General features: G+C 31.9%; 27 protein-coding genes. 16 read left to right on the top strand and 11 right to left on the bottom strand.

Features of this window, described 5'->3' with window-relative positions; all coding sequences use genetic code 11:
• Nucleotides 1–242: 242 nt before the first annotated feature.
• Nucleotides 243–1,052, top strand: coding sequence for an alpha/beta fold hydrolase (locus F1592_RS08290; RefSeq protein ID WP_053017169.1), 810 nt, complete (start codon nt 243–245; stop codon nt 1,050–1,052).
• Nucleotides 1,053–1,296: 244 nt separating this feature from the next.
• On the opposite strand, the gene sarA is transcribed toward F1592_RS08290, so the two are convergent.
• From sarA to sroA, 5 genes are all read right to left on the bottom strand, one after another.
• Complete coding sequence (sarA, locus tag F1592_RS08285; RefSeq protein ID WP_053017170.1) at nt 1,297–1,671, bottom strand: global transcriptional regulator SarA; 375 nt, start codon at nt 1,669–1,671, stop codon at nt 1,297–1,299.
• A gap of 323 nt (nt 1,672–1,994) precedes the next feature.
• Nucleotides 1,995–2,921 (bottom strand): efflux RND transporter periplasmic adaptor subunit, encoded by a 927-nt coding sequence (locus tag F1592_RS08280; RefSeq protein WP_053017171.1) that lies wholly within the window; start codon nt 2,919–2,921, stop codon nt 1,995–1,997.
• 148 nt (nt 2,922–3,069) lie between these two features.
• Nucleotides 3,070–3,996 (bottom strand): DMT family transporter, encoded by a 927-nt coding sequence (locus F1592_RS08275; RefSeq protein WP_053017172.1) that lies wholly within the window; start codon nt 3,994–3,996, stop codon nt 3,070–3,072.
• 312 nt (nt 3,997–4,308) lie between these two features.
• Nucleotides 4,309–4,530: a DUF2922 domain-containing protein gene (locus tag F1592_RS08270; protein ID WP_149809836.1), complete on the bottom strand. Its 222-nt coding sequence runs from the start codon at nt 4,528–4,530 to the stop codon at nt 4,309–4,311.
• A gap of 34 nt (nt 4,531–4,564) precedes the next feature.
• On the bottom strand, nt 4,565–4,771 hold the full coding sequence (sroA, locus tag F1592_RS08265; RefSeq protein ID WP_011276536.1) for a sigS mRNA-stabilizing protein SroA: 207 nt from the start codon (nt 4,769–4,771) through the stop codon (nt 4,565–4,567).
• 141 nt (nt 4,772–4,912) lie between these two features.
• Between sroA and F1592_RS08260 the strand changes: the two genes are divergently transcribed.
• The 8 genes from F1592_RS08260 to F1592_RS08225 are packed head-to-tail and all read left to right on the top strand — an operon-like array spanning nt 4,913 to nt 11,424.
• Nucleotides 4,913–5,470: a tyrosine-type recombinase/integrase gene (locus tag F1592_RS08260; protein WP_149809837.1), complete on the top strand. Its 558-nt coding sequence runs from the start codon at nt 4,913–4,915 to the stop codon at nt 5,468–5,470.
• 29 nt (nt 5,471–5,499) lie between these two features.
• The gene (locus tag F1592_RS08255) at nt 5,500–7,902 is read left to right on the top strand and encodes a DUF4040 family protein (RefSeq protein ID WP_053041185.1); all 2,403 of its coding nucleotides are present in this window, start codon (nt 5,500–5,502) and stop codon (nt 7,900–7,902) included.
• The gene (gene mnhB2 / locus F1592_RS08250; RefSeq protein WP_053017176.1) at nt 7,889–8,314 is read left to right on the top strand and encodes a Na+/H+ antiporter Mnh2 subunit B; all 426 of its coding nucleotides are present in this window, start codon (nt 7,889–7,891) and stop codon (nt 8,312–8,314) included. Before F1592_RS08255 ends, mnhB2 begins: the two co-directional genes overlap by 14 nt.
• Nucleotides 8,311–8,661, top strand: coding sequence for a Na+/H+ antiporter Mnh2 subunit C (gene mnhC2 / locus F1592_RS08245; RefSeq protein ID WP_011276532.1), 351 nt, complete (start codon nt 8,311–8,313; stop codon nt 8,659–8,661). Before mnhB2 ends, mnhC2 begins: the two co-directional genes overlap by 4 nt.
• A complete protein-coding gene (mnhD2, locus tag F1592_RS08240) occupies nt 8,651–10,150 on the top strand; it encodes a Na+/H+ antiporter Mnh2 subunit D (RefSeq protein WP_053017177.1) in 1,500 nt (499 codons plus the stop codon). Before mnhC2 ends, mnhD2 begins: the two co-directional genes overlap by 11 nt.
• Nucleotides 10,147–10,629, top strand: coding sequence for a Na+/H+ antiporter Mnh2 subunit E (mnhE2, locus tag F1592_RS08235; RefSeq protein WP_011276530.1), 483 nt, complete (start codon nt 10,147–10,149; stop codon nt 10,627–10,629). Before mnhD2 ends, mnhE2 begins: the two co-directional genes overlap by 4 nt.
• Nucleotides 10,626–10,928 (top strand): Na+/H+ antiporter Mnh2 subunit F, encoded by a 303-nt coding sequence (gene mnhF2 / locus F1592_RS08230; RefSeq protein WP_011276529.1) that lies wholly within the window; start codon nt 10,626–10,628, stop codon nt 10,926–10,928. The genes mnhE2 and mnhF2 overlap by 4 nt, the downstream gene beginning before the upstream one ends.
• On the top strand, nt 10,903–11,424 hold the full coding sequence (locus F1592_RS08225; RefSeq protein WP_053017178.1) for a Na+/H+ antiporter subunit G: 522 nt from the start codon (nt 10,903–10,905) through the stop codon (nt 11,422–11,424). Before mnhF2 ends, F1592_RS08225 begins: the two co-directional genes overlap by 26 nt.
• Before the next feature lie 492 nt (nt 11,425–11,916).
• On the opposite strand, the gene F1592_RS08215 is transcribed toward F1592_RS08225, so the two are convergent.
• From F1592_RS08215 to F1592_RS08200, 4 genes are all read right to left on the bottom strand, one after another.
• Nucleotides 11,917–12,522 carry an FMN-binding negative transcriptional regulator gene (locus tag F1592_RS08215; protein ID WP_053017180.1) on the bottom strand — a complete coding sequence of 202 codons (606 nt, stop codon included), beginning with the start codon at nt 12,520–12,522 and terminating at the stop codon, nt 11,917–11,919.
• A gap of 274 nt (nt 12,523–12,796) precedes the next feature.
• On the bottom strand, nt 12,797–13,036 hold the full coding sequence (locus tag F1592_RS08210; protein WP_053017181.1) for a DUF3923 family protein: 240 nt from the start codon (nt 13,034–13,036) through the stop codon (nt 12,797–12,799).
• Nucleotides 13,037–13,134: 98 nt separating this feature from the next.
• Nucleotides 13,135–14,376 carry an ArgE/DapE family deacylase gene (locus F1592_RS08205; RefSeq protein ID WP_053017182.1) on the bottom strand — a complete coding sequence of 414 codons (1,242 nt, stop codon included), beginning with the start codon at nt 14,374–14,376 and terminating at the stop codon, nt 13,135–13,137.
• 134 nt (nt 14,377–14,510) lie between these two features.
• The gene (locus F1592_RS08200) at nt 14,511–15,416 is read right to left on the bottom strand and encodes a phosphatase PAP2 family protein (RefSeq protein ID WP_107610043.1); all 906 of its coding nucleotides are present in this window, start codon (nt 15,414–15,416) and stop codon (nt 14,511–14,513) included.
• A 415-nt stretch (nt 15,417–15,831) separates the two neighbouring features.
• Between F1592_RS08200 and F1592_RS08195 the strand changes: the two genes are divergently transcribed.
• Nucleotides 15,832–17,874 (top strand): cation:proton antiporter, encoded by a 2,043-nt coding sequence (locus tag F1592_RS08195; protein WP_053017184.1) that lies wholly within the window; start codon nt 15,832–15,834, stop codon nt 17,872–17,874.
• Nucleotides 17,875–18,046: 172 nt separating this feature from the next.
• Nucleotides 18,047–18,694, top strand: a complete 648-nt coding sequence (locus F1592_RS08190; RefSeq protein WP_053017185.1) for a metal-dependent transcriptional regulator — start codon at nt 18,047–18,049, stop codon at nt 18,692–18,694.
• A 70-nt stretch (nt 18,695–18,764) separates the two neighbouring features.
• Here the strand turns inward: F1592_RS08190 and F1592_RS08185 are convergent, their stop codons facing one another.
• Nucleotides 18,765–19,508 carry a M50 family metallopeptidase gene (locus F1592_RS08185; protein ID WP_149809838.1) on the bottom strand — a complete coding sequence of 248 codons (744 nt, stop codon included), beginning with the start codon at nt 19,506–19,508 and terminating at the stop codon, nt 18,765–18,767.
• A gap of 218 nt (nt 19,509–19,726) precedes the next feature.
• Between F1592_RS08185 and tarA the strand changes: the two genes are divergently transcribed.
• Nucleotides 19,727–20,491, top strand: a complete 765-nt coding sequence (gene tarA, locus F1592_RS08180; protein ID WP_053017187.1) for an N-acetylglucosaminyldiphosphoundecaprenol N-acetyl-beta-D-mannosaminyltransferase TarA — start codon at nt 19,727–19,729, stop codon at nt 20,489–20,491.
• 96 nt (nt 20,492–20,587) lie between these two features.
• Here tarA and tagH read toward each other — a convergent pair whose 3' ends face one another.
• Nucleotides 20,588–21,382 carry a teichoic acids export ABC transporter ATP-binding subunit TagH gene (tagH, locus tag F1592_RS08175; RefSeq protein WP_053017188.1) on the bottom strand — a complete coding sequence of 265 codons (795 nt, stop codon included), beginning with the start codon at nt 21,380–21,382 and terminating at the stop codon, nt 20,588–20,590.
• Between the two features lie 326 nt (nt 21,383–21,708).
• Between tagH and F1592_RS08170 the strand changes: the two genes are divergently transcribed.
• The 4 genes from F1592_RS08170 (at nt 21,709) to tagD (ending at nt 25,277) form a co-directional block, all read left to right on the top strand.
• Complete coding sequence (locus F1592_RS08170) at nt 21,709–22,521, top strand: ABC transporter permease (RefSeq protein ID WP_037548273.1); 813 nt, start codon at nt 21,709–21,711, stop codon at nt 22,519–22,521.
• Between the two features lie 109 nt (nt 22,522–22,630).
• Nucleotides 22,631–23,719, top strand: coding sequence for a teichoic acid glycerol-phosphate primase TarB (gene tarB, locus F1592_RS08165; protein WP_053017189.1), 1,089 nt, complete (start codon nt 22,631–22,633; stop codon nt 23,717–23,719).
• Nucleotides 23,716–24,780, top strand: coding sequence for a glycosyltransferase family 2 protein (locus tag F1592_RS08160; protein ID WP_053017190.1), 1,065 nt, complete (start codon nt 23,716–23,718; stop codon nt 24,778–24,780). Before tarB ends, F1592_RS08160 begins: the two co-directional genes overlap by 4 nt.
• 98 nt (nt 24,781–24,878) lie before the next feature.
• Nucleotides 24,879–25,277: a glycerol-3-phosphate cytidylyltransferase gene (gene tagD, locus F1592_RS08155; protein WP_011276515.1), complete on the top strand. Its 399-nt coding sequence runs from the start codon at nt 24,879–24,881 to the stop codon at nt 25,275–25,277.
• The last annotated feature ends 187 nt before the right edge of the window (nt 25,278–25,464 follow it).

The raw sequence follows: 25,464 nt of genomic DNA, 5'->3' as shown, positions 1-25,464 counted from the left end.
TTGAGTTTACATTCCCAGTTCAAAATTGATGAGTAAATTAACTTGAGAGTAGAGCCTGGGACATCAGCAATGTCTCAGGCGTTATTATATTGGCAGTCATTGACTGAGTTAATAAGCACTTGTTACAAGTGCTTTTTTAATTTTAAAAATATTTATATAATAATAATTTTAATAAAGTTAAGAACATTCATAGCGTAACTTTTAATGAAGTGGGTATAGTAACAATTAAGGGAGGTGCCAATATGAAAAAAATCGAAACGTTAAACCAAACAAAATTAGCTTATCAAGATGAAGGACATGGCAGCCCCGTTATCTTAATTCATGGCTTAGATGGTAATTCGGCAGCGTTTGATTTATTAAACAAACAACTCCAACAAAACTATAGAGTGATTGCGTATGATGTTCGAGGACATGGTAAATCGTCACGTCCTGATTCATACAACTTAGAAGATCATGTGAAAGATTTATATGTACTTATCGATAAATTAAACTTAAAGAAAGTGCATCTATTAGGTCATGATATGGGAGGGATAATTGCTAGAGAATTTACCGAAAAACATGAAGACCGTGTATTATCTTTAACAATTATCTCTTCAAAAGCTGAGGATATCGTTCATGGTTTTACGAAATTAATGATTGAGCACCAAGACGAAATTGCAGGGTTTAATAAATCTGAAGCACTACTTTTACTATTCCCGTATATCTATAAAGAACAAGAATCAGCAATGAAATGGATTCAACGGCAACGCTTATACAGTAAACAAAATTCCGAGGATAGTGCTATAGCAAGCAGAGCACTTTTAGATACGGCTTATGCGAATAAAGGGTACACGCATTATGTTAAAGTTCCTACATTAATTATAAACGGACGCTATGATCCAATTATAAATGATAAGAATCATTATAAAATAGAAGAGCGATATCAAAATGTTGAGAAAGTTTTATTTGAAGAATCTGGACATGCACCCTATGTTGAAGAAGAAGATAAGTTTCTAGTCTTATATTTAAGTTTTTTAGAAAATGTTGAACAGATAACAGAAGTGAATCATTAAATGATATCAGTAATTTTTATAAGTGGATGTCTGTTTGATGAATCATGAAATAAAGCTTCTACATTAATATATTAGATAAAAACATTTTAATTTAAAACACATTTGTAATACGTCATGTGATATACAAAAAAGCCAGTAAGTGAAATTTACGAATTTCATTTACTGGCTTTGTTATTTAAAATTAATATCTTAGGGTTATAAATTCATATCGAAAACGAATAGAATTAGAAAAGCCACAAAGAAATTATAATTCAGTTTCTTTGTTAGCTTCTTCGATACGTGTATTTACTTTATTTAATAATGAATCGATTTTTTTACGTTGTGTACTATTTACGAGAATTAATACAGTTCTTTCATCGTGTTCATTACGTTTTTTATCAAAATAATCTTCTTGAGATAAATTTTTCACTGCTTTAACTACTTGTGGTTGTTTGTAGTTTAAGTGATTAATGATATCTTTTAAATAATATTCCTCTTCTTTACTTTGACTAATATATGTTAAAACTGCGAATTCTTCAAAGCTAATTGAAAATTCTTTTTTGATGATGTTTTTTAATTTATCTGCATATGTGATCATTGCTAATAATTCGAAACAATCATTGATTTTTGAAATTGCCATTTTGAAACCTCCCCAACTAATTGTGCGCTTTTTCTATTTTGCCCGTTAAATTATATATAACGTCTTATAATAGTTAAAAATACTTAAATAATTTAGATTAAAAGAATTTTATTAAATTAATTTAATGCTATATTATTTAGTTAATTATAACTAAATGAAATTAAGAAGTAAACAAAAAAGTACTTAATAAAACAATATTTTGATTATTATATTCTTTGTTTGAATTTCAAAGCAATTTATAAAAATCAATTAATTTAGAACAATTATTATTTCGCTCTATATAATAAATTTTAATATGAATATACAATTGCAAAAAATCACTGCTATTTTTGTAGTAGTGATGATGAAGGATGCACAATCACTTTATCTCCAATATTTAATCCATTGGATACCATAATATACCCATTTTTTTGACTTTTAGTATATTCTATTCTTCTTTTAATAATTTTGTTATTTTGTGTAATTAAAACATAATAATTTTCATAAATTGAACTTATAGGTAGTTCTACTTTAGAAGTTCCAACATCGATATCAAAATGGCGTCCAAGAGGGTATTGATCTTGAGTCGAAATATCTACTTGATAAATTGATTCACCTTTTTCTACTTTATAAGGGATTTGAATGATAGAAAGAATTTTACCAGTAAATAATTTGGAGTGATTTCTTGTAACATTTACATCTTGATTCGCTTTAATATGTTCCAATTGAGATTCAGTTATATTAGCACGAATAATATGTTTTTCGCTATTAATTTGCATTATTTTTGTATTTAATTTAGAAGGATGTGCTTCTAGGATAGTTACTTTTCCAGAAATAGGGGAATTAATGCGTGTTTGAAGTCGAATTTGGAGTTCTAATATTTGGCTGTTTAGCGTTAACTGTTGACTAATTGATTGTTTCGGTGAGTGGTTGATAAGTGAGGATAGGGCCTTCTTTTTAGCTACAATAAGCTTTTCAAGGGGCGGATTGTAATACTCTAATAAAGGTGTATCAGAATGGATGATTTCATCATTTTTGACAAGTAAGGACGAAACATTTCCTAAAGATGGATTGAAATATAAAGTGAAACTTTCTTGAGGTTGTTGTTCGCCAATGAATGAGAGAGAGTATTGAGGTTTTGCAGTAATGGTTTCTATTTTAGATGTGTCAGGTTCTGTTGGAATTTTTGCATAAATATAACATACAAAGGATATGACGAGGAGGATAAGCGTGGCAATTAAAATTCTTAACGGGGTAAAAAATGTCTTCAATAGATCACCTCTATAAAATTTTTATACAACTATTATACAATGGCGATATAACGAATATGTGTAATATCGTATAAATAAAAAAATGTCTTCTCAATTACTAAGAAAAGAAGACATTTTAAATAAAGATATTAATATAGTGTTGTAAAAACTAAAAGAGGCGTAACAGAATAATCCCTATAGCAATGGCAATTAGCCCACTAAACTTGCGAAGTGTTATTGGATTCTTGCGAACGCCTAAACCGAAATGATCAATGATAACGCCCATTAACATTTGACCTAACATTGCGACGATAGTTGTCAGTGCTGCACCTAAAAACGGCATCAGAATTATATTTGATGTGACAAATACAACGCCTAGAACACCACCAATAAAATGTATTGGCTTGATTTTACCGATATCAGGGTGTGTGATTTTAATTTTAAGACTTCTGTTAAATATTAACGTTAAAATAAATAATGCTAATGTACCAACAGTGAAAGATACGAGTGCGGCAAATAGCGAATTATGCATTTGCTGAGCTAGACCACTGTTAATTGTTGTTTGTAATGGTGGCGCAAACCCAAATATAAAGCCGATGATAAGCCAAACATAAAACATATGATTTGTTTTTTCTTGGAGTTTATTTTTAGGTATATAGTTCATTAATAAGATACCGAAGAATAGGATTATGATGCCTACTGCTTTTAGGAAAGTAAACGAATGATTGCTTGCGCCAAGTAGTCCGAAAGTATCTATGAAGACCCCCATGATGATTTGACCAGCTACTGTCATGACAACAGTTAACGCTGCGCCTAAACGAGGCAGTAATAATAAGTTTCCTGTTAAGAAACAAACACCTAGTAGACCACCAACCCACCAATGATAGTCAATTGTATGTCCACTATAAAATGAACCATCAAATAATTGCGGATTAAAAATCATATTTAAAATAAATAAAAATAGTGTACCTACGAAAAATGAAATGGTAGATGCATAAAAAGATGATTCTGTATATCGTCCAAGGCGAGAATTGATTGAGGTTTGGATTGGGACCATCATACCAGCCACAATACCGAGTATAAATAAAAATGCCACGATAGACCCCCTATATTTTCTTTCATAACTAAAACATCATTATTATACGCATTTTAGTTTCCGATTTCAAAATACGAATATCAACGCGTTTTACTAATAGTGGGCTCAGAATATAAATTATTGAAGTATTAATTATAAAAAAAGAAGCTAGGACAGAATTCTTTTCGAATTCTTCATCCTAGCTTCGCAAGGTTGACTAGAAGTGAGAAAAGCTTAATTTAAGCGTCTTGTCAGTTTAGTCATCTATTACGAATATACGCAGTAGTCATGAAACATTTTTTTGTCTCACACTCATTGAAACATCAGAATGTGTTATTTAGTTTCAAATAGAGTAGTACTCGTAACGTCTATTAATTTAGCAGAAGTGGCTTTAATAGGTGTGCCAGCTGTAGGTTGTAGAATATTAAGTTTAATAATATTATCTATAGCAGCTTTAGCATCAGACTCAGATACAGCAACGTTAACTTGTGGGAATTGCAATTTAGCAGTTTTATTTAAATTTGTTTTAAAAGCAAGTTCTAAAGTCTTTGACATGTAGAATACCTCCTTTCTTAATTTTTAAGTTAAATTAGGCTAAAACTTGTGTTTTAACCACCTCAACTTTATCGAATGTTTCATTAATCAGATGTGCAATGATATTGACGAATGATCTGATTTCTGAATCTGTGGCTTTAGTGTTTAAGTTAGTAAAACGACGTTTTGTTTCTTTCGCTTTACCACTTGCGTCGTGAGTGATATGCGTACAAACAACAGATAATTGTGAAATTTCATTCATATGTTTGTCACCTCCTTTCACTCTATATATCGAAATCCATTCAAAAAGGGACACATTTATTTAAAGAAATTTGAGCAAAAACATTTAATGTTACTAAAATATGGTTTATCATTAAATAAGAAACTTTTATGAGGTGGATAGATGAATCAAGTTGAACCGATCAGAAATAAAGATGATATAAAAAAGATGTATGATGTATTAAAAAAGAAATCTGATAGAGATTATCTTTTATTTAAATTAGCTATACATACGGGTATACGTTTAACAGATTTATTAAATCTAAAAGTGAAAGACGTCAAAATGATTGATCAAGATGAAATAAAATCATCTTGGATTGAGTCATGTGCGCCTGCAATCAAAATCTTGTTACCAAACGATTTACGTGAAGAGATTAGAAGATTTATTGAATATAATAAGCTTATGGATGATCATTTATTATTCCAATCGATAAGAACACATAAAGAGTTATCTAGACAACAAGCTTACCGAATCATTCATCATGCCGCTGAAGAGTTAGGCTTGTGTCATATTGGATTGACCACTTTGCGAAAAACATTTGCTTATCATGCTTATCAATCGGGTATTTCTATTGCAATCATACAAAAATATTTAGGTCATCAGACAACTCAAGAAACAGTGAAATTTATCGGGTTGTCTGCCGATGATGAACTTCATACAATTATCGCTTTAAATTTATAATTGATTTTTTACTGAAAAGGAGGCTTTTGATGAGCTTAGTATATTTACTAGGTGGACTAATAGTTATTATGTTAATCGTCTTAATGACGTTGTTTATTAAGCCATTGAGACGGTTCGCTGGATATATTGCTTTGTTAGCACCTATTTTAGCTTCGGGATATTTCTTAGCCCAAATTCCTAATGTTCTACACGGAAAATTTGTAGAATTTAAAATTCCATGGATGCCCGCTATTGATGTTAATCTGGATTTTCGATTAGATGGTCTAGGATTAATGTTTGGATTAATTATCTCCATTATAGGGGTGGCAGTATTCTTCTATGCTACTCAGTATTTATCTGTTAATAGAGATAACTTACCGCGTTTCTTCTTATATTTATTGTTATTCATGTTTAGTATGTTGGGTATTGTAGTCTCAAATAACACTATCTTAATGTATGTTTTCTGGGAATTAACAAGTGTATCGTCATTCTTATTAATTTCATACTGGTATAGCAATGCTGAAAGTCAATTAGGCGCCATTCAGTCATTTATTATCACTGTTTTAGGTGGTTTAGCCTTATTAACAGGATTCATTATGTTGTATATCATTACTGGTACAAATACGATTTCAGAATTACTTACTCAAAGTCATAGCATTAGTGAACATGCTCTATTTATACCAATGATGATAATGTTGTTAATAGGTGCATTTACGAAATCAGCTCAATTTCCATTCCATATTTGGCTACCTAAAGCCATGGCTGCACCAACCCCTGTAAGTGCCTATTTACACTCAGCTACTATGGTTAAAGCTGGTATCTTTTTACTATTTAAATTCACGCCTATCTTAGGTTTAAGTGATAGTTATATTTATATTGTTACATTTGTAGGTTTGATTACAATGATATTTGGCTCTGTAACGGCCTTAAGACAATATGATTTAAAAGGTATATTAGCGTATTCAACAATTAGCCAATTAGGAATGATAATGTCGATGGTTGGTCTAGGTGGAGGTATTGCGCAACATTCATCAGGTCCAATGGCAGAGACGTATACATTAATTTTATTCGCCGGTTTATTCCATTTAATGAATCACGCAATATTTAAATGTGCTTTATTTATGGGTGTCGGAATCATTGATCATGAAGCTGGTACGAGAGATATTCGCCGATTAAGTGGAATGCGTAAATTCTTCCCGAAAATGAATTTAGTTATGACACTTGCTGCGTTATCAATGGCAGGTGTGCCGTTGTTAAATGGTTTCTTAAGTAAAGAGATGTTCTTCGATTCTTTAGTTAGCGCAATCGAACTTCAACAATTTGGTTTAACGTTAACGATTATTGTTGTAGCTATTGGTGTTATAGCAAGTATCTTTACTTTTGTGTATGCAGTTTACATGCTTAAAGAAACTTATTGGGGAGAATTTGACGAAAAGAAAGTGCCAAAGAAACATATTCATGAACCGTGGTTATTCAGTTTACCTGCAATAATTTTAATGGTTATGATACCAATCATTTTCTTTATTCCCAACTTTTTCACTGAGCGCTTAGTATTGCCGGCACTACGAAATGTTACCAATTTGGGTAGTAGCGTAGATGCAATAGCACCGCATGTTTCTCAATGGCATGGTGTTAATTTGCCACTCATTTTTAGTGTGATTGTTATTATAGTTGGTCTCATTTTAGCGTTAAAAGTAAACTGGAAAGCTATTACGCATCAAGTCATTAAATATGCTTCTATTACAAATTCTTATCGCAATGTGTATCGAGGATTTGAACGTTATTCAGGTCAAATGATTCGAGGTTTAATGAATAACAGATTAAACCATTATAATATTATAACGGTTCTTATTTTCTCTATATTAATTGCATATGGCATATTCCAAGTAGGTTTGCCAAAGTTACATCAAATAGAAGTTTCAGAATTTGGTCCATTGGAAGTTATTTTAGGCATTATGATTAGTGTTGTCGGTATAGCGTTAGTGTTTATTCGACAACGTTTAACAATGGTCATTTTAAATGGAATTATTGGTTACAGTGTTGCATTATTCTTCTTATTAATGAGAGCACCAGATTTAGCGTTAACTCAATTAGTAGTAGAAACAATTACGACCATTCTCTTTATTGTAAGTTTCTCTAGATTGCCAAATATCGCTCGTACAACAGCGAACATGAAAAAAGAAACAATCAAAATTATCGTATCATTTATTATGGCTGGAGCCGTAGTAACGCTCATATTTATTGCGCAACAAGGTGATGGTCTAGAGTCAATTTCTAAATATTATACGAATGCCTATGAATTGACTGGTGGTAAAAACATTGTAAATGCTATTTTAGGAGATTTCAGAGCCTTAGATACAATGTTTGAAGGTATCGTCTTAATTATTGCCGGTTTAGGTATTTATACATTATTACATTACAAAGATAGGAGGGGCCAAGATGAAAGAAAATGATGTTGTGTTAAAAACCGTTACTAAAATCGTCGTATTTATTTTATTAACATTCGGCTTTTATGTTTTCTTTGCGGGACATAATAATCCTGGTGGCGGTTTTATAGGTGGTCTTATCTTTAGTTCGGCCTTTATCCTAATGTTCCTAGCTTTTGATGTACATGAAGTATTAGAAAGTTTACCTATTGATTTTAAAAAGTTAATGATTGTTGGTGCCATAATCTCAGCACTTACTGCAATCGTTCCGGTTTTCTTTGGTAAATCGTTCCTATACCAAAGTGAAGCATACATTCATTTTCCATTATTAGGTGAATTACATGTAACGACAATTACATTGTTTGAATTAGGTATACTGTTAACAGTTGTCGGCGTCATCGTAACAATTATGTTGGCCTTGAGTGGTGGTAAATCATGAATTTAATATTATTACTTGTGATAGGATTTTTAGTATTTATAGGAACGTACATGATACTATCACTCAACTTAATTCGAATTGTTATAGGTATTTCGATTTATACGCATGCGGGAAATCTAATTATTATGAGTATGGGTCATTATAGTAATAAGATGACGGAACCTTTAATCCACGGCTCTAATACTAATTATGTGGATCCATTATTGCAGGCTATTGTTTTAACTGCGATCGTTATCGGATTTGCAATGACTGCTTTCTTACTAGTATTAGTTTATCGAACATACCGTGTTACTAAAGAAGCAAATATTGATGTATTAAGAGGAGAGGAGGATGAAAATGAACAGTAATTTATTAGTCCTTCCAATCCTATTACCATTATTATGTGCATTAGTCCTTGTTTTTACTAAAGAGAAGAACAGGCTATCTAAAATTTTGTACATAGGAACAATGTCTGTTAATACAATTATTTCATTATGTTTATTGATATACGTCTTACAACATAAACCCATTACGCTTGATTTTGGTGGTTGGGCAGCACCTTATGGTATCCAATTCTTAGGTGATTCGCTGAGTTTAGTTATGGTTACAGTGGCGTCATTTGTTGTGACACTCATTATGTCATACGGATTTGGTCGTGGGGAAGATCGTGTTAATCGATACTACTTGCCTACTTTCATCTTATTCTTAACAACAGGCGTTATTGGCTCTTTCTTAACATCTGATTTATTTAACCTGTATGTTATGTTTGAAATCATGTTACTAGCTTCATTTGTATTAGTAACGTTAGGACAATCTGTCGAACAATTAAGAGCAGCCATTATTTATGTTGTATTGAATATCGTAGGATCATGGTTATTCTTGCTAGGTATTGGTTTATTATACAAGATGGTTGGAACATTAAACTTCTCACAAGTTGCTTTACGCTTAGATCAAATTCATGATAATAAAGCGATTATTATTATTTCAATTGTATTTATAGTGGCCTTTGGTTCGAAAGCTGCCTTAGTACTATTTATGTGGTTGCCTAAAGCTTATGCAGTGCTTAACACTGAACTTGCCGCTTTATTTGCAGCGTTAATGACGAAGGTAGGTGCATATGCACTCATTCGTTTCTTCACACTTCTATTTGATCAACATACGGGTGTGACACATCCATTGTTAGTATTTATGTCATGTATCACAATGCTTATAGGCGCTTTCGGTGTTATTGCATATCGTGATATTAAGAAAGTGGCTTCATATCAAGTTATATTATCGATAGGTTTTGTCATTTTAGGTCTAGGTTCCAATACCTTTGCAGGTGTACATGGTGCTATCTTCTATCTAGCGAATGACATTATTGTGAAGACAATGTTGTTCTTTATTATAGGTAGTTTAGTTTATATGTCTGGTTACCGCGAATATAAATATTTATGTGGATTAGCTAAGAAAGAACCATTCTTTGGTGTTGCATTTGTTGTTATGATATTTGCGATTGGAGGCGTACCGCCATTTAGTGGTTTCCCAGGAAAAGTACTCATCTTCCAAGGTGCGATTGAAAATGGTAACTACATTGGCTTAGCATTAATGATTATTACAAGTCTATTAGCAATGTATAGTCTGTTTAGAATTTTATTTATTATGTACTTTGGAGACAATGATGGTGAACAGGTTGATTTCAATCCACTACCTAAGCACCGTAAAACGATTCTGGGTATTTTAGTTGCAGTCGTACTTGCAATGGGTATTGCAGCGCCAGTTGTGATGAATGCTACTGAAAATGCAACAAAATTGAATATGGATGATAATTATTTCCATAGCATTGTCAATTCACATTTGAAGGAGGAGAATAAATGAGACAAGTTGTATTGAACATATTAATCGCATTTTTATGGGTACTGTTTCAAGATGAAGACTCATTTCAATTCTCTACCTTCGTATCTGGCTTCATCATTGGTTTGATCGTAATTTATATATTACATCGTTTCTTTGGGCAAGCTTTTTATCCTAAGAAGATATGGATTGCTATTAAGTTCTTAGGCGTGTATTTATATCAATTAATTACTTCTAGTATTAGTATTATTAATTACATTCTATTTAAAACGAGACATATGAACCCAGGGTTATTAACATATGAAACGAATTTAAAAAATGATTGGGCAATTACGTTTTTAACTATTCTAATCATTATTACGCCTGGTTCAACAGTTATTCGTATTTCGAAGACTACCAATAAATTCTTTATACACAGTATAGATGTTTCAGAAAAAGAAAAAGAAAGTCTGCTTAAAAGCATAAAACAATATGAAAACTTGATTACGGAGGTGTCACAATGATTGAAACGCTCACGAATTTTTTTATTACAAGTGCATTAGTATTATTTGGCATAGCGTTCATAATTGGATTATTCCGTTTAATCAAAGGACCTACTACAGCTGATAGGGTTGTGGCATTCGATGCTTCCAGTGCTGTCATCATGTGCATTATAGGTATAGTTAGTGTTATTTATAATACTGTTTCATTCCTTGATTCCATAATGCTTGTTGCAATTATTTCATTTGTAAGTTCTGTATCTATTTCTAGATTTATAGGGGGAGGTCGAGTATTCAATGGCACAAATAAACGAAATCATTGATTTGATTGCCGCTTTCCTCATATTTCTAGGCAGTATCATTGCCGTCATTAGTGCAATTGGAATTGTAAAATTTCAAGACGTCTTTTTACGAAGTCATGCGTCTACCAAGAGTTCTACGCTATCTGTCTTACTAACATTAGTGGGTGTATTAATTTACTTTACGAATGAACAAAGCTTCTTTAGTGTTAGATTATTATTATCAATTGTATTTATTAATTTAACATCACCGGTAGGTATGCATTTAGTTGCCAGAGCAGCCTATCGTACAGGTGCATACATGTATCGTAAAGATGATGCACCAAGTCGATCTTCCATTTTATTAAGTTCTAAAGAATACAATTCTACAGAAGAACTTAAAAATCGAGCTCGAATTCGAGAAGAGCGTCGTGAAAAAATTTATTACGATGTTCAGAAGCAGCGACAGAAAGAAAAAGAAAAACAGCAAGAAGAAAATATCGAAAGTTTATCAGAAGCTAGAAGAGAAACTAAAGATTGATTAAATCAATGAGATTGAACATGAATGAGTAATAGTTAAGACTACTACTTTGAAATGCTCAATCTCATTTTTTTAAATTTATATAGGAGACCAGTGTCATTAACACGGTCAATATACTTAAATAAATGTAAAGAAGTAGGAAAGGTATGGTTGATGTCGCGATTATAAAATAAATAACCAATAATAAGATTGGCGTTACTAAACTAAGTAATAAAAATAACAAGTCCATATAAGACCAGTGTTTCGTTGTAAAAAGATAAAAGATTTCTAAAAGCCATATAATCGGAAATAAAACTGGGTACGCAATTATAGATGGGACAAACACAACCATTTGTGCCAATGCATTCTCGCCTTCAAGTTCAGACAATGGTGGCAGAAATAATGTCCAAAAGAACAAGGTTGCAATCATTAGTAAAAAAGAGCATATAAGAAAAACTAATTTAAATTTATTCATAATAAATGACCTCTATATAATATGACATGGATTTGATTCTAATTCGTATCTATTTCTTTAGCTAAACTTTTATGCATCGTGTTACTACTATTTGAAAGATGTCTTGTAATATTCTCCCTGTCTTTTTGAGGACGATTTTGACTCAATTTGTATGAAGCTTCAATTTTTTTAATCTTAACTTTAAAACCAACAATGCCGTGAATTTGTTGCTTAGTTTGGTCAGAAATATTATTCCATGTTGCGCCATTATCACGATGTTGTTCATATTTATACAGCAACTTGGATAAATCAGTGATAAGCGTTTCTTCATCTAATAACTCACCACAGCCATAAGCATGTACACTTTGATAATCCCATGTTGGTACATCCTCTGTTTCATACCAAGTAGATGAAATATAGGCGTGCGGACCGTGAAATATCATAAGTATATCTTCATTATTTTTAATCGATGTCCATTGCTTATTTTTCTTAGAAAAGTGCCCAGACACATATAAATGATTATCGTGTTCCTCGACGATAACAGGTAAATGCGTGGCTATTGGTACAGAATTGTCAGTAGTGATGATGGTAATGAAATTATGTTCTATCATAAAGTGCTTAATTTGTTTGAAGTCCTTCATTTCATAATATTTAGGAACATACATTCTTTACACCCCTTATTTAAGATAATAAGTATATTAAAAGTAGACAGTTGTATTTTTATATTATTTGTTGAATCATACCCTATTTCTAATGATTTAAGTAAATTCATAAGAAAAAATTAGTGAAACAATTAAAGAGATAGAAGGCTAAATGTAAAAAGAAGAGGGTTCAGAACAAAGTTGATTAAATAAAAAGAGGAGAGAGTTGGACAGAATGTTTAGATTCATTGTCCTACTCCCTCACATCTACTTAATTTGCGTTAACTTAGTAAATAAACTAAATTGTTGCTTGTTTACGTTTTGAATAAATGAGATTAACAATTAGCCATACGATTTGTATCAAGAATGGAATTAGATATGCTAATCCCAATACAGCAATATTAATCCATTTGACTTCGGTAGTTTGTATGACACCTGCTGCATCTACAGATCGTTGCCAAAGTAAAAATGCAAATCCAAAAAAACTTAAAACTTCAAACACACTTATTATCCACCAAAAAATCCATGAAATTTTCATGATATCCTCCTATGAATGTAAGACTCAACTAAAGGATAACATACACGTTTAAACATAAAGTTTTCTCATTATAAATATTAGTTTAAGATGATCGCTAGTTACTTATATTCCTTTAAATAAGTTATAAGCAATTCCTTATAGTAATCGATAAAACGAAGATATTTCTCTTTTTCGACATATTCATTTATTTGATGAGGTACTGTTCCTGGTCCAAACATTAGGAAAGAAAAGTGTTCATCTTTATCGCGCAATAAATTGGAAGCATCTGTTACACCAACGGTTGGTGATGCGACAATATCCTCTCCAAATATTTGTTTAGCTACGCGTTGCCCAATCTTAATTAATGGATTATCTCCAGTTGTTAATACTGGATCTAAATCTAAGTATAAATCTTCTTCTAACTGTCCGCCTTGCTTATTAACTTCTTCCAAATACGTTTTGAATAGTGATTTAACTTTTTCGTTATCATATTCTGGAATCGTTCTAATATTAAATTCAGCAGTTGCAGTATCAGGAACTGAATTGACTTGGTTCCCACCATGTAAAATAGTATTGCTAATGACAAGTCCAGAAATCACACGTTCAACTTCTTCTTCATCTAGATTGTTTTCTTGTTGTAACTGTGATTGAATGCGTTTGATAAGATGTGAGAAATCTAGCTTTTCGCTTTTTAATTCTTTCGAAATACGTTCATATTCTGTATCGATATCTTGTATAAATTGAATTAATGGTTTAATTGCATTAAATCCTACGACAGGTACAGAGCTGTGTGCGGCTTTTCCTTTAGAAGTGATTTTATAATCCATTGATCCTTTATGAGCATAAACAATATTCGTTTCAGATGGTTCGGCAATTATCAAAGCATCAACATTATTCATATAACCTTTCTTATACAATTGTGCGGAACCAAGTTGTTCCTTTTCTTCGCCGGCAGTTGCCATAAATTTTATCGTACCATGAGGTAGTGCATCGTTCTCTTTCAACTCAATCATTGTAATAGCTAAAGCCATAAGTCCAGATTTCATGTCTGAGGTACCACGACCGAATAATCGATTATCTTTTTCAGTCATTTGAAATGGTGGATAGTCCCAATCGTTTTGATCACCTTCCGATACAACATCCATGTGACCTGAAATTGCTACAACTGGACTACCACTGCCGATTGTAGCAATTAAGTTAGCACGTTTACCTTCAATAACATCAATTTCTGCGTTAATATGATGCGCTTCAAATAAGTCCTTCAAATAAGTTGCAACTTCAATTTCATTATCATTCACCGAATTAATTTCTACGATATCTGACAATAATTTGAGTTTTTCCTTTTCTGAAAATGTATTCATAACTTTAACTCCTTAAAATAGAATTATTATACAGTTAAAATTTTAGTAAAGATTAAAAATACGTCAACTGTAGTTATTTCTAATTTAGAACGTAGCAATTAAATCGATGATGATACGTCCGTCATCATGCCACATTATTGCTGATTAGTATTTGAAGTCATCTTGTGAATAAGAAAGTCTGACATCACCATAAGACCAAACATAATGATTAAACTCATGGTTACATCGCTAGTAAAATGCGCACCGATTCGAATTCGGCTTAATGCCATTAATACACTATAAAATAGACCAATTGCGAACATAATTTTACGTGAGCGAAGCTTATGGAAATAGAAAGCTAAAAACATGAGAAAGGCACCATTACCCGTATGTCCTGATGGGAATGAACTATGCCCTGTATTGCCATTAATGGTATGCCAATTGGTAAAATGTGCCCCTTTGTCGCTAAGTTCATATGGTCTAACACGTCCCCATAATTCTTTCATATTGTCAACAAGTTCTAAGCCGATAAATAGTACGATAAAGCTGATAAGTGACACTTTAAATAATCTAGTTAATTCAGCAGTATTTGTGTTTTTTAACCAAAAATAATAACAAACAAATGCGATTATTAATAAAAAGATTAGTGATATAAACATACTCCAACCTAAGGGTAAAGCGGTACCTGCATTTTCTTCATTATTTGCCATACCCATAGGCTTATGGTGCTTTATATTATTTGATGTTGATAATATGTATTGAACAGTTTCTGATACTAGTGCGTTCGTTTTAATTAATGTGAATACAGCGGTCATAACTAAGATGATTATCTTAGCAAATCGATGACTAAACGTTGTGAATACATAATAATTTAATATAATAACAGAAATAATGAGTACTAACGTAGGCGGGAATAACCCATAATTTTGAAAGAGTGTGCCAAATAAATCATTTTGATTCATCAATGCATTTGATATAGCTTGATCTGAGACTGTTGCAATCAACATAATTAAGAGTAAAATGCCTAATACTGTCACAGTAAGTCTTTTTGAAATAATCATGTATAATCCTCCTAAAATGTTTTCAATTAAAGCACCCGATTGTTTAAAACGGAATGATTTCAGTTTGAACATTTCTAACTAAAGCATAGTAATGAATGTTTAATTCAATGTTAGGGGATAGTAAAAATTTTATTAAAATCTAAATGGAAGTCTTATTTGCTATAAAGGTGATTGTTATAAGTGATCAAACAAATGAATGGTTAGAAGTAGATTGGAATGCTATCAATTTAATAAAAATGGATTAGAAATGAATGCAAGTTAGTTAATTCATTGTAACTTTAATGGTAAAATTATAATTAACCGATTGTGAGTTTAAGATGTATTTATCAGGATATAAATAGACATAAAACTTATTTTTATATTAGGCAAGTCTTATTTCTCCAATTAAATATGAAGTATAAAATGGGGTGGAAGTTTGGAAATATTTGAAACGATTCTCATATTTCTAGCCGTAGTTATTGTAAGCTCCTTTGTTCATACTTTTTTACCCAAAGTGCCTCTGGCATTCATTCAAATTGCTTTAGGAATGCTCCTCTTTTTAACGCCAGTACCTGTAGAATTTAACTTCGATTCAGAACTCTTTATGGTAGCAACGATTGCACCGTTACTTTTTGTGGAAGGTGTTAACGTTTCGAGAGCTCATTTACGTCGTTATATTAAACCAGTGATGTTAATGGCTTTAGGACTCGTTATTACAACTGTTATTGGTGTGGGTCTATTTATTCATTGGATTTGGCCGACACTTCCTATTGGTGCAGCTTTTGCCGTAGCCGCAATATTATGTCCAACTGATGCTGTGGCAGTGCAAGCTATTACAAAAGGTAAGGTTTTACCTAAAGGTGCTATGACTATCCTTGAAGGTGAATCGTTACTTAATGATGCAGCAGGTATCATCTCATTCAAAATAGCGGTAGGTGTTTTAATTACTGGTTCATTCTCATTATTTGAAGCGGTGCAACAATTTCTAATCGCGTCAATCGGTGGTGCGATTATTGGTTTACTTATTGGTATTGCGCTTGTTAGATTCCGTTTAACACTTACAAGACGTGGCATAGAAAACATTAATATGTTTACTTTTTTACAACTATTAACGCCATTTGTTACTTATCTTGTTGCTGAAATGTTTCATGCGTCAGGTATTATTGCTGCCGTTGTGGCAGGTTTAGTACATGGTTTTGAACGTGATCGTATCGCTCAAACACGTACTCGACTTCAAATGAGTTACAATCACACTTGGAACATTCTAGGATATGCATTGAATGGTTTTGTTTTTTCAATATTAGGATTTTTAGTTCCAGAAGTAATTGGAAATATTGTAAAAACTGAACCACACAATTTATTGTTCTTAGTTGTGATAACAGCACTCGTTGCGTTAGCGGTATACTTATTTAGATTTATATGGGTGTATGTGCTCTATCCTCTATTCTATTTATCTGTCAGTCCTTTCCAAAAATTAATGAATGAAGAAGGAGAAGACAAGAAGAAAGAGAAACCACCTAAACGAAGCATGTATGCGCTTATCATGACACTATGTGGCGTGCACGGAACTATTTCGTTAGCAATCGCATTAACATTACCATACTTTTTAGCAGATCATCATGCGTTTACATATCGTAATGATTTACTATTTATTTCATCAGGTATGGTTATTATAAGTCTTGTGATTGCACAAATTGTATTGCCGTTTGTAACATCTAGTGCACCTAAGGCTAAGATTGGAAGTATGAATTTTAAAGAAGCTAGAATATATATTCTTGAACATGTCATAGATTACTTGAATCATCATTCATCATTTGAAACAAGTTATCGTTATGGTAATGTCATTAAAGAATATCACGATAAATTAACGTTCTTGAAATCTGTTGAAAAGGATGATGAGAACTCAAAAGAACTCGAAAGATTACAGAGTTTAGCTTTTAAGGTTGAAACGAAAACACTAGAACGACTTGCCGATGATGGTGAAATAACTGCAAGTGTATTAGAAAACTACATGCGTTATGCAGAACGTACACAAGTGTATCGTCAAGCGTCATTGATACGTCGTATGATTGTTGGTGCGAGAGCTGTACTATTAAAACGTCGTATACGTACACGTACCAATGCGGCATCATCATTAAGTGTTACTGATAACTTATTGGAACTTTCTAAAATCAATAAGATTGTTCATTATAATGTTGTGAGTCGTCTTGTAGATGAAGCGAATGAAGATAACAAATTAGAAGTTGGTATGATTTGTGACGGTTATCTTATGAGAATAGATAACTTATCGCCATCTAATTTCTTTAATACGCGTGCCGAAGATTCAATTACGAAGATAAAATTAAATGCTTTAAGAGAACAACGTCGTGTTTTATCTAGTTTAACTGACGATGGAGAGATTACTGAAAGTACGGCATTAAAATTAAGAGAAGCGATAAACTATGATGAAATGGTTATCGTTGATAGCTTAACTGACTAACTTAATAAATATGATTGAAGATATAATAGAGTGTGGTCGGGATAATGAATTCAAATAGAATTCTATCCTAGCCTCACTTTTTTTATTAAGGTACAGTTTGTTTAAATAAGGTGAATAACATTCGTTATCAATTCATGATACAATAAAGTGAATGTATGGGTGAGGTGAAATGATGTTAACTGAAGAAAAAGAGGATTATCTAAAAGCAATATTAGCCAATGATGGAGATACATCCTTTGTCTCAAATAAAAAGTTATCTCAGTACTTAAATATAAAACCTCCTTCAGTTAGTGAAATGGTTGGACGCTTGGAAAAGGCTGGTTATGTTGAAACGAAACACTATAAAGGTGTGAAACTCTCAGATGAGGGCTTGAAACATACGTTGGATATCATTAAGCGTCACCGCCTGTTGGAGTTATTTTTAATAGAAGTTTTACAATATAATTGGGAAGAAGTCCATCAAGAAGCAGAAATCTTAGAACATCGCATTTCAGATTTATTTGTAGAACGCTTGGATAAGATACTTGATTATCCTGAAACATGTCCACACGGCGGTATTATCCCCAGAAATCAGCATTTTGAAGAGAAATTCACGGTATCTTTATTAGAATTTGAACCTGGTGATAAAGTGACGATTAAGCGAGTACGTGATAAGACCGAACTTTTGGTATACCTTTCTAGCAAAAATATTTCAATTGGAAATGATGTTGAGATCGTAACTAAAGATGAAACAAATAAAGTAATGATTGTGAAACGAAATGATATTGTAACGATACTAAGTTATGATAATGCAATGAATATTTTCGCAGAGCATGTTTAAATCAGATAATAAAATCTCCAATGAAGGGTTCAATAATACCTTTTTATTGGAGATTTTTTGAATGAATTTATTAAATTGTAAAGATAAGCATTAAGTATATCGTTAATATGTTAATCGCTATCCATAATGTACTGAATAAGAAAGTTGGTATGCGTGTAAGTTCTGTCAATGTGCGTCCATCCCAACATGGAATTGGTCGCTGAAAAGTCAGTTTGAATATCGTCCAACTTGATTGTAAAACTTCACCTAATAAGACACCTAGTATAAGGTGATAAATAAAAGTGACTAGATAATAAAATAATAATTGATTATCATGTTGTACTAAGAAGTATAGAAGTGCAATAAATATAATTAGTACAATGATAGGTGATAGTTTGCGTGATGTAAGCATTAAAAAATAAATGAAAATGATGATATAAGCGCTTAAGAACAAACTAGGGTGACCATAATACGCAGCACTTAGCCCAATTAAAAGCATTAATGGAGGCATAATATAGCCACCTAGAGTAGTAATGAATTGTCCAATGAGCCCCTTGGATTGGGTAATGGCGTAGCCTTGTTGCATTGTTTGAAGTCGTTCCGAAGGCCGTGTGACGATGACTAAATCTTTTGCACGTCCACCACTGATTTTATTGAATAATACATGACCGAATTCATGTGTAAGTACAGGAATGTAGTTTAAATAAACATCTAAATATTGATTGAATTGACGATGTCTATTTTGGTGAATCATAATATAGATAATTGCTATAATACAGATTAAATATATATTTAAATTAATAGTTGTAGTAAAAAAGTTTTCTAAATAGACCATAGTTGACCTCGTCGAGTGTAAGATTATAGTATTTATTATAAAGTAAATTTGATGATTTAGCGTTTAGACTTTAGATGTATCTTTTAATGAGAGAACTAAAAAAAGAAGATAAATCATTTGAAAATATATGTAGACAGCTACATAGTTATTTATTATGATTCTATTTTCATATAATATATGCATATGAAAATTGTTTAGACAGTAAGGAGATTACTTAAATGCATGATCAAAAAGAGACAACAGCGACTAAAGTGGATATTTTAGGTGTTCAATTTAATAATGTAACCATGTTAGATATGATTGAACATGTCAAAACATTTTTCACACAAGAGACTGAGGATAATTTGTTTATCGTGACAGCTAATCCAGAAATCGTTGATTATGCGTCAGAGCATAGTACTTATAAACAGTTAATTAATAGTGCGGATTTTGTTGTCCCGGATGGCACAGGTGTTATTAAAGCATCAAATCGTTTGGGAACACCGTTGAAACGACGTGTGCCGGGCATTGAATTAATGGAACATTGTTTAAAGATTGCCCATACAAATTATCAAAAAGTATATTTACTTGGTGCCAAAAATGAAGTAGTCACACTAGCACATAAAAATTTACAACACAAATACCCTCAGGCGCAATTCGATTACCATCATGGTTATATAGATTTAAATGATGAGACGGTAATCAAGCGCATAAAACGTTTTAATCCTGATTATATATTTGTAGGAATGGGTTTCCCTAAACAAGAAGAGTGGATTCAAAAACATCGACACACCTTTAAAAGAACTGTAATGATGGGTGTGGGCGGCTCATTTGAAATATATAGTGGCACAAAAAAACGCGCCCCTAAACTATTTATTAAATTAAATATCGAATGGGTATATCGTTTATTAATCGATTGGAAACGAATTGGACGTATGCGTAGCATTCCTAAGTTTATGTTTAAAGTTTTTAAAGTACAACGAAAAATGAAAAAGAAAAAATAAGTATCTATTCTGATACTAATTATTTTAAATATGAAGAAGGCGGATTCTAGTCGAGAGGACTGAATCCGCCTTTAAAATTTTTTATCTTGACTATCGCTATTTCACAATAAAACGTTTTTCGTCTAATTGTTTTCTAAAAGCTTTTTGATCAACTTTTGATTTCTTCTTGAAGTCTTTTAAGAATTGCTCATATTTTGGTAAAACGTCATCTAATTCACCATATTCCTTCAGTTTGCCACCTTCGATCCAAGCAATTTTAGTACAAAATTCACGGACTTGGCGAATGTTATGACTTACGAAGAAAATCGTTTTATTCGCTTCTTTGAATTCATAAATTTTGTCTAAGCATTTTTGAGTGAAAGTTTGGTCACCAACTGATAATGCTTCGTCAATGACTAAGATATCAGGATTAATTGTAACGTTAATCGAGAATCCTAATTTAGCACGCATACCACTTGAATAATTTTTAACGGGTTGATGAATAAATTCGCCGAGTTCACTAAATTCTATAACTTGAGGCATAAGTTGCTTGATTTCTTTTCTTTTGAATCCCATGCATAACATTTTAAATTCGATATTTTCTACACCAGTTAAACGACCATTCAGACCTGCATTGATTGCGATGACACTGACTTCACCATTACGTTCAATATTTCCAGAAGTAGGGGAAATAGAACCGCCAATCATATTACTTAATGTAGATTTACCTGAGCCGTTAATGCCGACTAAACCTATGACATCACCTTCGTGAGCTGTTATAGAGACATCATCTAAAGCGAAAAATGTATTATTTTTATTTTTAGGGATTAAGGCATCTTTAATGCGTTCTTTATTATTACGATAAATGCGATATTCTTTTGTCACATTATTTATATTTACAGATACGCTCATGATATTTCCTTCCTTATAAATACTTATATAGATTATAATACATCATACAATAGTTGTTAAATTTATTAACCTAGTGTAAAGTGTATAAGAGATTTTGAATAACTTTTTGTAAACAATAAGTAGATTTTACTTTTTTTGGAAAATTAAGTCCATAGTTATGGTTCTTATTTTCTAGTAATCTTCTCTACAATATAAAATAATACTATATGTACGTAATAATTATATTAAACTTTTCAGAAATTGTTATATATAATGTAGTTATCCTAATTTTAAATTAAAAATGTAAACACATTGTGGATATTTAATTGAAAGCGTGGTTAATTTCAATGTCGGCAGTAGGATCTGTTTTTAAAGAACATATCAAGAATTTTTACTTAGTACAAAGACTTGCACAATTCCAAATTAAAATAACGAATACGAATAACTATCTTGGTGTAGCTTGGGAGTTACTGAATCCAGCATTACAAATCATGGTTTACTGGTTTGTATTTGGTATGGGGATTAGAAGTAACCAACCTATTCATGGCATACCTTTTATTTATTGGCTACTTGTAGGGATTAGTATGTGGTTCTTCGTAAACCAAGGTATTCTTGAAGGTACTAAATCAGTATCTATGAAGTTTAATCAAGTGGCGAAGATGAATTTCCCACTTTCTATCATACCTACTTACACTGTAACCAGTCGTTTTTATGGTCATATAGGTTTATTGTTAATTATTATAGGAATTTGTATCGTTAATGGTATTTTCCCTTCAATTCATATTGTACAATTACTAATTTATGTACCAATGACATTTTTCTTTACGGCATCTGTTGCATTATTTACGTCGACACTCGGCATTATTGTGCGGGATACACAAATGATCATGCAGGCTTTGCTAAGAATTTTATTCTATATGTCTCCAATTCTATGGGTACCTAAAGATTCAGGTATTGGTGGAACAATTGGTGAAATTATTAAATTTAATCCAGTTTATTTCTTGGCTGAATCATATCGTGCAGCAATTTTATTCCACGAATGGTACTTTATAGAACATTGGAAATTATTAATTTATAACGTGATAGTTATTTTAATTTTCTTTGTGCTAGGTTCAATTTTACATCGAAGATATCGCGATCATTTCGCAGATTTCTTATAATTTAAAGTCCTTGATAAATGTTGATGCGTTTATCAAGGATTTTGTGTATACAGCATAATGACAATTTTTGATTTATAATTTTTATAATGAAAATATGAGGGGTAAATGTATGCGACTAATTATTAAAAAAGTATATATGTTGATGATTACATTATTGAATTTTATTTACAAAAGGAGACAAGTTGATAAAAAGCAAATTACGGTACTCATGACATTTCCTGAAGATGTTATGCCGATTATTAACGAATTAGACAATAAAGGTTACAAAATAGCTGTAATTGCAAAATTTGAAGAACAATATAGGCTGAAACATCTTAACAACATTACTTTCATACCAGCAGGAAACAAATATATCGTCAAACATATAAAAGCATTAAGTAGTTCGAAAGTCATTTTAATCGATACGTATTATTTAATGCTAGGTGGTTATACTAAGAAGAAGGCACAAACGATTATTCAAACGTGGCATGCATCTGGCGCACTGAAAAATTTTGGGTTGACTGATCATCAAGTTGATTTGACTAATGTAACTATGGTCAGACAATATCAACGCGTGTATCAAGCGACTGATTATTATCTTATTGGTGGTAAAGAGATGGGAACATGTTTTAAAGAATCATTTGAAGCTACTGAAGAACAATTATTGCCACTCGGTTTACCACGTCTATCACAATATTTAAAATTCAATCTTAAGGCCGAGCAAGAACGTTTGAAAAAGCATTATAATATTCATAAAAAATTGGTGGTCTATGTTCCTACTTATCGTGAAGGTTCTGAAAATAATAGACAAATAGATGTTGCTCGCTTTGAAGAAGCGCTACCCGAGTACACATTGATTAATCAATTACATCCATCTATTTCAAAAAGTCAATCTATAGCCACTACACAAGAATTGATGATTATGGCGGATGTGATTATTAGTGACTATAGTTCATTACCTATTGAGGCGAGTTTATTAGACAAACCAACATTATTTTATGTGTACGACGAGCATAAATATGATAAAATTCGTGGCTTAAACCAATTTTATAAAGCAATTCCACAACAATATAAAGTAACAACAGAAGAAGAATTAATTTTAAAAATAAGAAACGATATTGCCTTGTTCAAACCTTTATTTAAAAATTGGCATAAGTATAATCGTGAAGATAGTGTTCGACGCGTTACAGAATTTATTGAAAAGATGGTGAAAAGATGAAAATAGCTATCATAATACCTGTATATAATGCAGAAAAGACAATACGTAGAGCAATCAAATCTATCGATACAACACATGAGGTTGAAATCATTTGTGTAAATGATGGTTCTACAGACCATTCAAGACATGAGCTCACTCAATTACAAAAAGAAGTTAAAAATATCATGATTTACAATCAAGATAATCAAGGTGCAGCTGCAAGTAGAAATTTTGGATTAGCTGCAATGTCTGATGATGTTGAAGCATTTATGTTTTTAGATGCAGATGATCAATTTTTACCGGGAAGACTAGATAAGATGATAGATTACTATGAACGTAATCAAGAGGTTGATATCGTCATTGGTCAAATTGGTAGAGGTGTCCAAGGAGATTGGAAAATTGTACCGACACATGAGGAAATGAATCGTGAATCACTAGTATCTTTAGCTCAAGCGCCTGAAATTTTGCAATCTATTGGGCCTGGTGGAAAATTATTTAATTCTAAATTTAGTGCATTACGTTTTGATGAAGACGTTGTATTTTGTGAAGAGCATACCTTTGTCACACGAGCTTATTTAACCGCGCGTGATATCCAATTACTACCACTCATTATATATGGCTATAATGAGCAAGAAGGTTCAATCACAGATAAGCGAGTTGATACATTTATTTCTTATATTGAAGATGCTCGACGAGTACGTCAGCGCGTCATGGAGATGCTACTTTTAACAAATGAGAAAGCATACTATAGTTATCGAATGGATGATTTAATTGTTAGTTATCTTATTCAAGCTTACTTATTAAAATGTAGTAAAGTTACACCTGAATTTATTGATAGGGTCACGCATTACATTAAAGATATGCAACATACGAACTACTCAGGCGATGCGCTGTTTAGAATCATTCAAGCAGTTGAGCAAGGTGCAACAAATTGGACACGTGATACTTACGAGAAGTGGCGTCAAACACTTATCGATGTTGGTATTGGAAGACCAGGATATTTTCGTTTTCAAGCACAAGTTATGCCCAAAAAATTTGCATTTAGCAGCAAACAGTTAGTTAAGCGTACTTTAAAGAGATAGTGTAGTATAACTTATAAAATTAATGGTATGTAAATTTTATTTATGCTAAATTAAGATTATGAAAAAATGTTAAAAACTATGTTAAGGAGATAGCGTTTATGAGAAGAGTTATTACTTATGGTACTTATGACTTATTACACTATGGTCATATTGAATTACTAAGAAGAGCGCGTGAAATGGGCGATTATTTAATTGTTGCTTTATCTTCAGATGAATTCAATCAAATTAAGAATAAAAAGTCATATTATGATTATGAACAACGTAAAATGATGTTAGAATCAATTCGTTATGTTGATTTAGTTATTCCTGAGAATGATTGGGGTCAAAAAGAAATCGACGTGGATCGCTTTGAAGTAGATGTCTTTGTAATGGGACATGACTGGGAAGGTGAATTCGACTTCTTAAAAGATAAATGTGAAGTCGTATACTTAAAACGTACTGAAGGTATTTCAACAACTAAGATTAAACAAGAATTATACGGCAAAGATGCTAAATAATTAAAAATATAAGGTTTTAATCCTATTAAAAGAGCCAGAAAATGAATTTTTATGAATTCATTTTCTGGCTTCTTTGTTTAACTTAAGTTGCTTCACGTTCCTGAGGTGACGTCTCTATAGCAGTTCTTTAAAGTAATTCTTAATTGTTTTACATTTTAGAATTACTTGAGGCTGGGACAAAATAAAA

The organism is Staphylococcus sp. GDX7P312P, from assembly GCF_008385775.1.
In the GTDB taxonomy this organism is placed as follows: Bacteria; Bacillota; Bacilli; order Staphylococcales; family Staphylococcaceae; genus Staphylococcus; species Staphylococcus haemolyticus.
Note: the sequence above shows the minus strand (reverse complement) of the source record. Positions and strands in the feature narration are given on the sequence as shown.